General features: G+C 60.1%; 9 protein-coding genes. 6 read left to right on the top strand and 3 right to left on the bottom strand.

The window, feature by feature from the left end; genetic code table 11:
• Positions 1 to 34: 34 nt before the first annotated feature.
• From LRP59_RS11540 to LRP59_RS11560, 5 genes are all read left to right on the top strand, one after another.
• A complete protein-coding gene (locus tag LRP59_RS11540) occupies positions 35 to 3,772 on the top strand; it encodes a nitrate reductase subunit alpha (RefSeq protein WP_148378524.1) in 3,738 nt (1,245 codons plus the stop codon).
• Positions 3,772 to 5,295, top strand: coding sequence for a nitrate reductase subunit beta (gene narH, locus LRP59_RS11545; RefSeq protein WP_002513247.1), 1,524 nt, complete (start codon positions 3,772 to 3,774; stop codon positions 5,293 to 5,295). Before LRP59_RS11540 ends, narH begins: the two co-directional genes overlap by 1 nt.
• Positions 5,296 to 5,377: 82 nt before the next feature.
• The gene (narJ, locus tag LRP59_RS11550) at positions 5,378 to 5,968 is read left to right on the top strand and encodes a nitrate reductase molybdenum cofactor assembly chaperone (RefSeq protein WP_032499877.1); all 591 of its coding nucleotides are present in this window, start codon (positions 5,378 to 5,380) and stop codon (positions 5,966 to 5,968) included.
• The gene (gene narI, locus LRP59_RS11555; protein WP_002513245.1) at positions 5,965 to 6,678 is read left to right on the top strand and encodes a respiratory nitrate reductase subunit gamma; all 714 of its coding nucleotides are present in this window, start codon (positions 5,965 to 5,967) and stop codon (positions 6,676 to 6,678) included. Before narJ ends, narI begins: the two co-directional genes overlap by 4 nt.
• A 100-nt stretch (positions 6,679 to 6,778) precedes the next feature.
• Positions 6,779 to 7,399: a hypothetical protein gene (locus LRP59_RS11560; protein WP_002531776.1), complete on the top strand. Its 621-nt coding sequence runs from the start codon at positions 6,779 to 6,781 to the stop codon at positions 7,397 to 7,399.
• On the opposite strand, the gene LRP59_RS11565 is transcribed toward LRP59_RS11560, so the two are convergent.
• The 3 genes from LRP59_RS11565 to LRP59_RS11575 form a co-directional block, all read right to left on the bottom strand.
• Positions 7,333 to 9,111, bottom strand: coding sequence for an ATP-binding cassette domain-containing protein (locus tag LRP59_RS11565; RefSeq protein ID WP_002513244.1), 1,779 nt, complete (start codon positions 9,109 to 9,111; stop codon positions 7,333 to 7,335). The genes LRP59_RS11560 and LRP59_RS11565 overlap by 67 nt on opposite strands.
• A 159-nt stretch (positions 9,112 to 9,270) precedes the next feature.
• Positions 9,271 to 10,050, bottom strand: coding sequence for a molybdate ABC transporter substrate-binding protein (gene modA / locus LRP59_RS11570; RefSeq protein ID WP_002513243.1), 780 nt, complete (start codon positions 10,048 to 10,050; stop codon positions 9,271 to 9,273).
• Positions 10,047 to 10,475: a molybdopterin-binding protein gene (locus LRP59_RS11575; protein ID WP_002513242.1), complete on the bottom strand. Its 429-nt coding sequence runs from the start codon at positions 10,473 to 10,475 to the stop codon at positions 10,047 to 10,049. Before LRP59_RS11575 ends, modA begins: the two co-directional genes overlap by 4 nt.
• A 203-nt stretch (positions 10,476 to 10,678) precedes the next feature.
• Between LRP59_RS11575 and moaA the strand changes: the two genes are divergently transcribed.
• Positions 10,679 to 11,758, top strand: a complete 1,080-nt coding sequence (gene moaA / locus LRP59_RS11580; protein WP_252236876.1) for a GTP 3',8-cyclase MoaA — start codon at positions 10,679 to 10,681, stop codon at positions 11,756 to 11,758.
• Positions 11,759 to 11,760 lie beyond the last annotated feature (2 nt).

The following is an 11,760-nucleotide window of genomic DNA, read 5'->3' on the forward strand; positions in this document are numbered from 1 at the left end:
TCCACCTGGTTCGGTTTTTACAAAGGAGACCCCAATGACGGAGTACGACGAAACGTCTGACGCCGAGTCCCTCAGCAGCTCAGCCCTGCTGAAAATGGGGACGTGGCTACGCCGTGGTACGACGTCGTCCGACACACGCCAGCTATTTCTGGAAGGCGGACGCGACGCCGACGTCTTTTACCGCAAGCGTTGGTCCCATGACAAGGTCGTGCGCTCAACCCACGGAGTGAACTGCACCGGCTCGTGCTCATGGAAGATCTACGTCAAGGAAGGGATCATCACCTGGGAGTCCCAGCAGACTGACTACCCCTCCACCGGCCCGGACATGCCCGACTACGAGCCGCGAGGATGCCCGCGTGGCGCGTCATTCAGCTGGTACGAGTACTCCCCCACACGAATACGTCACCCCTATGTGCGCTCAGTCCTGCTTGATGCGTGGCGAGACAAACTCGCCGAATTCGGCGATCCAGTGGACGCTTGGGCATCCATCACCAACGACCCAGAGCTCTCCCAGGCATACAAGTGCGCCCGCGGGCACGGAGGCATGGTGCGTGTCTCATGGGAGGAAGCCACCCAGATCATCGCGGCAGCCTACGTGCACACCATCAAGGCCTACGGTCCCGACCGCATCGCCGGGTTCTCTGTCATCCCAGCCATGTCAATGGTGTCCTACGGAGCCGGCTCCCGGTTCACTGAACTACTCGGTGGCACTATGTTGAGCTTCTACGACTGGTATGCCGATCTTCCCCCAGCCAGCCCTCAGGTATTCGGCGACCAAACCGACGTGCCAGAGGCTGGTGACTGGTTCAACTCCCAATACCTCATCATGTGGGGATCCAACGTCCCCGTGACACGTACCCCAGACGCGCACTTCATGACCGAGGCGCGCTACCACGGCCAGAAGGTCGTCGTCGTGAGCCCGGATTATGCCGACAACACGAAGTTCGCCGACGAATGGCTGCGCGTCGCTTCAGGAACCGACGGAGCTCTCGCCATGGCCATGGGTCATGTCATCCTCTCGGAATTCCATGTCAAACGTCGCGAACCAATGTTCCTTGACTACATGCGTCGCTACACCGACTCTCCTTTCCTCGTCGAACTAGACCGTTTCGACGGCCCACAGGCCGACGGCGCGGCATATGTACCCGGAAAGTTTCTCACCGCCGACAAGGTCGATCTCCAGACGCGCCCGGATCACCCCGAGTTCCGTCCCCTGGTGATGGAGGCTGACGGGTCGCTCAAGGATCCCGGTGGAACCTTGGCCGATCGATTCTCCGAGTCGGGCGTCGGACACTGGAATCTCGATCTCGATGGCGTCAACCCCGTCATGAGCATGATGGACGCCAATTCCTGGAAAGCCGTAGAGATTGCCCTGCCCCGCTTCGACCTGCCCTCCAACCCGGACCAGACAAGCCTAGGTGCCGGCATCGTGCACCGCGGAGTACCAGCCCGTCGCATCGGTGACCGGCTAGTCACCACAGTCTACGACCTCCTGCTTGCCCAATACGCCGTTAGCCGTGAGGGTCTGCCCGGCCAATGGCCCAGCGGTTACGACGACCCCACGGTGCCGGGCACTCCCGCCTGGCAGGCCGAGCTCACCGGCGTGCCGGCAGCTGCAGCCGAACGCATCGGTCGCGAGTTCGCACTGAACTCGCTAGAGACCGGTGGACGGTCCATGATCGTTATGGGAGCAGGGGTCAACCACTTCTACCATGCCGACGAGATCTACCGGACATTCCTGGCATTGACGAACATGTGTGCTACCCAGGGCGTCAACGGTGGCGGATGGGCCCACTATGTCGGCCAGGAGAAGGTGCGCCCGTTCACTGGCTGGGCCAACTACTCGTTCGCGCTGGACTGGGCACGTCCGGCACGTCAAATGATCGCTACCGCCTGGTATTACCTCACCACCGACCAATGGCGTTATGACGGTGCCCGTGCCGAGAGCATTGCTTCCCCTCTGGGCAGCGGCTCGTTTGCCGGCCGAACCACTGCAGACTGCATGGTGTACTCGGCCCGCCGCGGATGGACGCCGAGCTACCCGACCTTCACCCGCAACCCGCTAGATCTTGCCGACGAGGCCGCCGCTGCCGGGATGGAACCAGCTGGGTACATCGCCCAGAAGCTGACCGACGGTTCGTTAGGCTTCGCCTGCGAAGATCCCGACGCCACCCAAAACTATCCACGGCTGCTGGCCAACTGGCGCACCAACCTGCTGGGCTCCAGTGCCAAAGGCACCGAGTTCTTCATGAAGCACATGCTTGGCTGCGAGAATGACGTCAACGCCACCGAGCTACCTGAAGGCAAGCGTCCTACCGACATCCGTTGGCGCGACGACACCCCGCCCGGCAAACTCGACCTCATGTGGACCGCGGATTTCCGCAACACGTCCACCACACTGCATTCGGACGTCGTCCTGCCAGCCGCGACGTGGTATGAAAAACACGACTTGTCGAGCACCGACATGCATCCCTACGTTCATTCCTTCAACCCAGCTGTGGATCCACCATGGGAGGCACGTACCGACTTTGAGGTGTTCCGGACCTTGGCATATTCCGTCTCCCAGATGGCCGTAAAACACCTGGGGTCCCGCACCGACATCGTCGCTGCACCGTTGATGCACGACACCCCCGACGAAATGACGACGCCCGCCGGTTCCGTCAGCCGTGAGCAAGAAGCCTGGATACCCGGAGTGACGATGCCAAAGCTTGTCACCGTGGAGCGTGATTACACCCAGATCGGCGCGAAGTTTGACACCCTCGGTCCACTCACCGAAAGCCTCGGCATGGTGACTAAGGGGGTGCCGTTCCATCCTGATCCGGAAGTCGCCGACCTAGCACGACGCCACGGCGTCGCCACCTCTGGCCCTGGTACAGGGCGCCCGCTCCTCGACACCGCGATCAAAGCTTGCGACACAATTTTGGCCACCTCGGGTACCACTAACGGCCGTCTAGCCACTGTCGGATTTGAGCAATTAGAAGCCCGCACAGGTACGAAGCTGACCGACCTATCGGTGGGGTCACAGGATCGCAGAGTGACATTCACCGACACGGTCACCCAACCTCAACCCGTCATCACCTCACCCGAGTGGTCGGGTTCGGAGCATGGGGGGCGTCGCTACTCAGCCTTCGTCATTAACATGGAGCGGCACAAGCCGTGGCATACCCTCACCGGACGAATGCACTATTACTTGGATCACGACTGGATGCGTGACATGGGTGAGAGCCTTCCGATCTTCCGCCCCCCACTCGATGTCGCACATATCTACGATGAGCCACCTGCCGGATACACAGGTACTGATGCCGATGGCACGGCGGTCGTATCGGTGCGGTACATGACCCCGCACAACAAATGGGGCATCCACTCGCAGTACTACGACAACTTGCACATGCTCACGCTGGCCCGAGGAGGCCAGACGATCTGGATGTCTCCCGTCGACGCCGCGAAGATTGGGGTAACGGACAACGACTGGGTGGAGGCCTACAACCGCAACGGCACAGTTGACGCCCGGGCCATCGTCAGTCATCGGATCCCGGAGGGGACGGTGTTCATGTACCACGGCCAGGAACGCACTGTGAACACCCCGCTGACCGAACGTTCAGGAAAACGTGGCGGCACCCACAATTCCCTGACTCGTATCATGCTGAAACCCAGCCATTTCATCGGCGGATACGCCCAGCTCAGTTACGCCTTCAACTACTACGGCCCCACCGGCAATCAACGTGACGAAGTGACGCTCATCAGGCGTCGCGGCCAGGAGGTGACGTTCTGATGAAAGTCATGGCACAGATCGCGATGGTGATGAACCTTGACAAGTGCATCGGCTGCCACACCTGCTCAGTGACATGCAAACAGGCCTGGACAAACCGTGAGGGCACAGAGTACATGTGGTTTAACAACGTCGAGACCCGACCCGGCATTGGCTACCCGCGCGGCTGGGAAGATCAGGAACGCTGGAGGGGAGGCTGGAAGCGCACCCGTTCCGGGAAACTGGTCCCGTATCAGGGAGGGCGTTTGGCCACCTTAGGCAAGATTTTCGCCAATCCGAACCTGCCCGCCAAGAAGGACTACTACGAGCCGTGGACTTACGAGTACGACCACCTACTGGCGTCCCCATCGACTCAGCACATTCCCACTGCCCGGGCAAAATCAGCCCTCACGGGTGAGCACAAGGACACCATCGACTGGGGCCCCAACTGGGACGACGATCTTGGTGGCTCCATAGAAACCCTCGATCAGGACCCAGTACTACACCAAATGAACCTCACGGTACGCAAGTCCATTGAGGATTCATTCATGTTCTATCTGCCGCGCATCTGCGAACACTGCCTCAACCCAACATGTGTTTCTGCCTGCCCATCCGGGGCGATCTACAAGCGTGCCGAGGATGGAATCGTCCTTGTCGACCAGGACCATTGTCGCGGCTGGCGCATGTGTGTGTCCGGCTGCCCGTACAAGAAGGTGTTCTTCAACCATCACAGCGGCAAAGCCGAGAAATGCACACTGTGCTATCCACGGCTGGAAGTCGGACAGCCAACAGTATGCGCGGAAACCTGCGTTGGACGACTGCGCTACCTTGGGGTGCTCCTCTACGACGCCGACCAAGTCACCTGGGCCGCATCCCAGCCCGACCCACGTACCCTGTACGCCGCCCAGAGAGAAATCCTCCTCAACCCCAACGACCCCGAAATCATCACACAAGCCAAGGCCAGCGGCGTCCCACACTCTTGGATCAAAGCAGCCCAGGCGTCACCGGTATGGCAGCTCATCAGCCGCTATCAAATTGCCCTACCCCTGCACCCTGAGTACCGAACACTGCCGATGGTCTGGTACATACCACCTCTGTCACCAGTCGTCGACGCTGTCAGCGCTTCGGGCAACGACGGGGAAGATCACAGAGTGCTGTTGGCCGCGATTTCCCAGATGCGCATTCCGCTTAAGTATCTCGCCGGGCTATTCACTGCTGGAGCCACGGCTCCAGTTGAGCTCTCACTTCGTCGTCTGGCTGCAATGCGCTCCTACATGCGAGACATCTTTTTGGGAAATGAAGCAGACGAAACGATCCCCGAGGCAGTGGACATGACCGGCGAGGACATCCAGAGCATGTACCGACTGCTATCCATCGCCAAGTACGACGACCGCTACGTCATTCCCACCACCTGCAGCGGCCTACCCGATGGAATCGCCGACCTGGGTCGCTGCCCCGTGAGTGGAAGCCTCGAAGCCTTCCACAGCATCTCCTCCCCAGTCAGCGCCCCAGAGGGCACACCCACCTTGCCGCTGGAGGTGATCTGAGGTGGGTGTCTTCTTAGGCGCACCACGCATGCCAGTGTCGACCCACGTGGATGCCTCTCTTGCCCAGCGCCGCGTGGTTCACATGGCGACGAGTCTGCTATTGGATTACCCGGACGAGCAACTCACCCAAATTATTACGGCGGTGCGCCACGATCGTGACCTCATGCCCACCGTGGTAGCTGATGAAATTACCGCCTTCTGCGGCGTGGCAGAGAGCTGGGGGCTGCGTGCCCTACAGGAGCACTACGTCGAGACCTTCGACCAGCATCGACGTTGTGCGCTATACCTCAGCTATTACTCAGCCGGCGACACCAGAGAACGGGGGGCTGCAATCCTGGGATTCCGGGAAGTCATGCGCAGTGCCGGGTTCGAGTTGGACCATGCCAACGAGTTGCCCGATTATCTGCCCGTCGTATTGGAGTTCTCGGCACGCGCCAGCGAGGGCGACACGTTGTTGCGCGCCAATCGAGAAGCGTTGGAAGTTATTAGATCAGCACTGGTCACGACGTCTAGTCCCTACGCACACCTTCTAGAAGGTTTGTGTCTCATCCTGTCACCTCTAGACGAGAAGACCCTCGCCCGCTACCAGAAACTCATCAGTCAGGGGCCGCCCGTTGAGATGGTGGGTCTCGCCGCCACGGATCCCGTATCAACCCTCGGGAGACAGTTGTGAACACAAATCTATTGGTATGGCTAGTACTGCCTTACCTGTCGATCATCCTCCTCATCGGAGGGATGATCTGGCGGTACCGCACTGATCAGTTCGGATGGACGAGCCGATCAAGCCAGTGGAACGAGCCGTCCATCCTGCGCTGGTCGTCGCCACTGTTCCACTTCGGGATCCTCTTCGTCTTCCTGGGACACGTCTTGGGACTTGTCATCCCCCAGTCATGGACTTCCACCATCGGAATCACCGAGGACACGTATCACGTCATGGCGACCGTTTTGGGGGGTGCAGCCGGGCTGGCGGCCCTCGTCGGACTCATCGGGCTGTTGTATCGCAGGTTCATGACAAAGTCGGTGCGCCTCACGACAACCACAATGGACATCGTCACCTATGTGCTGCTCACTCTGGCAGTCACGCTGGGATGCTGGGCCACCGTACACCAGCAGATGATTGTCGGCGGCTACAATTACCGCGATACTATCGGTCCATGGTTCCGCTCCATCGCGCTGTTTCAGCCTCGACCAGAACTAATGGCCACGGTACCGTTAGATTATAAGATACATGTTATGGCTGGGATGATCCTGTTCAGCGTATGGCCATTCACTCGGTTGGTGCACGTCGTTTCTGCGCCAGTAAGCTACCCGACAAGACCATACGTCATATACAGGTCCAAGAACGGCCATCTGGGATCTTCGTCGCGGCACTACGGATGGTGATATGAGCGGGCAAGGAATAGGCGAAATTCTCACCATCATCGCATCGCTCACCCCTGCCCAGCAGTCAGTCCTCAAAGAAGTATCGCTCCACGCGGGACCAGTGACGATTGCCGACTTAGCCGGAGAATCCAAGTTACACGTCAACACGATTCGGGAGCCCCTCAACGTGCTGGTGTCCTTGGGGCTGGTGGAACGCGAGAAACTCCCAGCAACAGGCCGGGGCCGTCCATACTGGGGATACACGAGCCGGACCTTGTCCGGACCAAATTCACCGGCCGATCTGTTACGGCACCTGAGCCGGTCGACAATCCGGTGGATTCGCGACACCAGCGACGATCCCGTCGCCGCCGCGAGAAGCCTGGGAGAGCACCTGGGCGACGACGCTTTAGCGATGGCCAACGTCCCGGATCACACGGAGCACTCCCCCGGTGACAAATTCAGCCTAGCCGATCATATGACGAAAATCCGCGTGTTCCTCACGGCTTTCGGTTTCTCCGCCGAGCCCCATCCGACGAATCCAACCGCTTTGATACTTCGAGCTTCTCCGTTCGTCGATCCCAATGACACCGATCCAGTTGCCATGGCAATCCAGCAAGGCATGCTGTACCGGGTGATCGAGCGCGCCGGGGGCAACTCCGTGCACGTCACGCTCCATCACGAGGAAGACTCCGCGCCCTGTGAGTTAGTCCTGACCTCGAACTTCACTAATGCGGCGAGCTGAGCCGTAAAAGCCGTTTTCGGGTTCTCAAGTAACTGGGACACAACGCCATCCTCGATGATCCGGCCGTGCTCCAGAACAACTAATCGTCCGGCCACCCTCATCGTGTCGGCGACGTCGTGGGTGATGATCAGAGCCGTCATATTGGTGCGATCCAACTGAGACTTCAGCAGGTCGCGCACTCGTATCTGAGCGTCAATGTCAAGTGCGGCAGTGGGCTCGTCGAGTACCAGAACGGCCGGTTCGACGGCGAATGCCCGAGCCAGACCTACTAGCGCTGCCTGGCCACCCGAAAGTTCTCCACCGCGACGTGCAGCAAGGTGAGCGCATCCCACCGCAGCGAGTTGGGCATAGGCCACCTTCTGCGCCTGTGCTCGACTTAAGCCATGACACCGTGGACCGTAGGCAACGTTATCGAGCACCGACATGTGCTCGAAGATGAGCGCGTCCTGGGTGAGCAAACCAACTCCGCGGCGTCCAGGCAGCACGATGCGACCATCCCCGGCGTCAACAAGCTGCCGACCGATGCACACCCGGCCACGATCCAAGGCAAGCAATCCAGTCACGACACTCGCAAGGGTCGACTTCCCCGCCCCGTTAGGCCCCATGACGGCGACAACCTCGCCGGGCTCGACATCCAGCCTCACGTCCCATGAACGAGAGCTCACCTGCCCGTCGACGTGGATCGCAGCTGCGGCTGAACCGATCGGCTCATGTCCGGCCGACGCACCCCTGACTCGAGACACTGAGTCGTCATGAGCCTGGGGAGACCAGACAGTCACCGCACTCATACCCAAGTTAGTAGTGATCGACAATTGTTCAGGCAGATCCTTCCCAGGATCACTCTGCTCGCAGACATGCTGCTCATACGGAGTCCCCCTAGTGCCAGCCAGCTCATAATTTCCTTGTCCCGGCAGGCCTTCCTCCACAAGCGGTGGCTCGTTTCGTCGCCACGATCGCTGCCTCGGTTGCCACTGGGTGAGACCCGCAACTATCGCTCCGACTACCACCAAGACGAGCCCCAACGCCATGGCAGTATCCGAATCGGTCTCACGAGCCAAATACACTTGAAGCGGCATTGTCCGGGTGACGCTCTGCAGCGATCCCGCGAAAGTGATCGTCGCCCCAAACTCGCCCAAACATCGAGCCGCAGCCAGCGCCGTCCCACGTCCCATAGCCGAGGCCACAGTGGGCATAGTAATAGTCCTGAGTACCCGCCACGGCCCCGCTCCCAAAGCTGCGGCCGTCTGCTCTAACTTCCACGACCGGGTTCGGATAGACGACTCAAGTGCGGTGACAAGGAAGGGTAACGAGACGTAAACCTGTGCCATGACGACGGCCGCCGTGGAGAACGCGATGGAGATGCCTGCAGCGTGTAACGACGCTCCTATCATGCCGCGTCTACCAAACGTCGCCAATAAGGCCAAACCGGCGACCACCGGCGGTAGCGACAGTGGCAACAACACGAGTACTCGTACCGCTGCTACACCGTTCCAGTCACGGGCCAGCAACAGGGCAATAGGTACTCCCAGAAACACGTCGACGACAGTGGCGATCACACAGGTGCGCACGCTCAGCCACAGCGCATCCTGAGCCTCCGGTGAGGCCATGATCGCCGGAATCCGAGCCCAAGGCACTTCATTACCCATCCCCACCAAAGGCAGGACGAGCACGCAAATACCCACCACGGCGAGGATAACGATCCACATCGGCATTGGGGCTGGATCGAACAGTCGGCGCCGGGTTTTCACACTGATGGCCCCATGCACAGCACCACTACACTCGTTCATCGCACCGCGATGTCTCCCCGGTAACCGCCCATGTCCGCTTCGCAGGGCGATTGGAACCGATACCGGACTGTCGCTTCACACCTATCACGGCCCGGAAAACCCATTATCCGAGAGGATTCTCTGGGCATCAGCCGACATCACGTACTCGACGAACCTCTTAGCCAAGCCCTGGTGGGTGGCACCGACCGCGGACGCTATCGGGTAATGATTGACGACTTCATTGGCTCGACCGATCGGTATCACGTCCACTTTGTTGCCAGCCGCGAGCGCGTCCGTGCGATAGACGATCCCCGCATCGGCTTCCCCAGACTCAACTTTGCCCCGAACATCAGTGACCTTCTGTTCCTCGCTCACCGGCTTCAACGTGACGCCCAGCTTGTTGGCGAGTTTCCTCGTCGCGTTGCCGCAGGGCACCTCTGGGGCGCATATGACAAGCTTGGCGCCACGCAGCGAAGAGTTCAATCCGGTCACCCTCGCCGGATTATGTGCAGGGGTAACAAGGGTGAGCACGTTGCTGGCGAACTGACGTGGGGCATTCACTAAGTTCTGCTCAACCGCTTTGTTCATGCTCCTCTGATCAGCGGTGGCCAGGACATCAGCCGGGGCCCCCTGGGCCATCTGGGCGACCAGGTTCTGGGACCCTTCAAAGGAAAACTGCACGTCGACCCGGGGATACTTGCGCTCGAATTGCTCGCCGATCTGCTCGTAGGACTTTGTGAGGGACGCAGCGGCAAAGACGGTCAACCTCGTCGGGGCTGCCGAGGGCTGGGGGGAAGACGGCCCACTGCCGCACGCCGCCAGCGACACCGCTGCTACTGCTGCAATGGCGCAGGTTCGCAGCGAGACTCTTGACATCTCGATCACCTGGTAACGGGTAGCTGAAGGGACACATTGGTCGCCTTGACCTGAGCCACAGCGATCGAGCCGACCTGCAGACCGAGCTCACGCACGGCCTCGGTGGAGACCAGTGAAACAATGCTCAGGTTGCCGGTGACCAGTTCGACCTGGCTCATCACTTTGTCGCTGACAACCTTGGCAACGATACCCCGGATGTGGTTGCGCATCGACTGGGTCTGCGCGCCATCAGCGAGGTCTTGACGCTCCTGCTGCTGAGTGACGAGGAACGCAGCAAGACTGGCACCGTCCACACGAAGTCGACCTGTGGTGTCTTTAGCGGCGCGAACGTGTCTCTGATCGATCCAGCGACGCACGGTGTCGTCAGAGACCCCTAGCAGGGCCGCCACGTCGGAGACCCGGTGGGAGGGAGGATGCGGACTCATTATGTTCATATCGGTAAACTCCGTAAAAATGGCCCAAAATTTCCGTATTCGCGGAAGAATTTGATGACTTCTTCCGAATATTTGGAACAGATGTTATCTCATTTACCCGCAAAGTCTCCTAGCGTCGGGCTCACGAGCTCTGGCTCACTTCATCTGTACAGTGCCGACGTATATCCTCGAGTCGACAGAAGTTCGGCCACGTTAGCGATGACATGACCACACCACAGACAGACCGGGAGGACGGTGAGGTCATGAGCGCCGCGACGGGCCAGAGTGCCGCCCACCATGGTCTGCCGGACCGTTTCGGACGGTTGGCTACCGACCTGCGGGTCTCGGTAACCGACCATTGCAACCTGAGGTGTACCTATTGCATGCCTGCCGAAGGCATGAACTGGTTGGCCAACCGTGACTTGCTCACCGACGACGAGATCATCCGTGTCATTGGCATCGGGGTCGAGCGACTGGGCATCACCAAGGTGAGATTCACCGGCGGTGAGCCCTTGTTGCGCCCTAATCTGGAAAACCTGGTGGCCGCAACGTCGACGCTGCGCCGCACGAACGGTACCCCACTGGTCACCGCGCTAACGACCAACGGGATCGGCCTGGACCGACGTGTCGACGGTCTCGTCGAGGCCGGCCTGAATCGGGTCAACATCTCCCTGGATACCGTGGACCGCGAACGGTTTGCCACCATCTCCCGACGAGACCGGCTCGCAGACGTCGTGGCAGGGATCGACGCAGCCCTCGCCGCAGGACTATCAATCAAGATCAATGCCGTCCCCCAGATCGACTCCTACCGCCGCGACATTCCCGAGTTGCTCGTTTTCTGCCTGGACCGCGGTCTAGAACTACGATTCATCGAGTTCATGCCGATCGGAGCGAATGGCTGGAGACGGGAGGCAACCGTCAGTGCCGACGACATCCTCACCGTGGTCCGAGAGACAGGTTTCAACATCACCGCTGACCAGGCTGCGCGCGGCTCCTCACCCGCGCAACGCTGGTCGGTGAGCTCGCGGCACACACGCCCCGGATGGCTGGGGATCATCGCCTCAGTGACTCGACCGTTCTGCGAAAACTGCTCGCGCACCCGGCTCACCGCCGACGGCCAGATCCGCAACTGCTTGTTCGCTGACCAAGAGGCCGATCTGCGTTCCCTGCTACGCTCGGGAGCCAGCGATGACGAGATCATCGCCGTATGGCAAGGTGAAATGTGGTGCAAAAGCGCCCACCACGGGGTTGACAACGGGAGTTTTGCCAACTCCCGGCGTCGCATGTCTGCCATTGGAGGGTGAAT

The sequence above is a fragment of the Cutibacterium sp. 37298 genome (assembly GCF_023838685.1).
Lineage (GTDB): Bacteria > Actinomycetota > Actinomycetes > Propionibacteriales > Propionibacteriaceae > Cutibacterium > Cutibacterium acnes.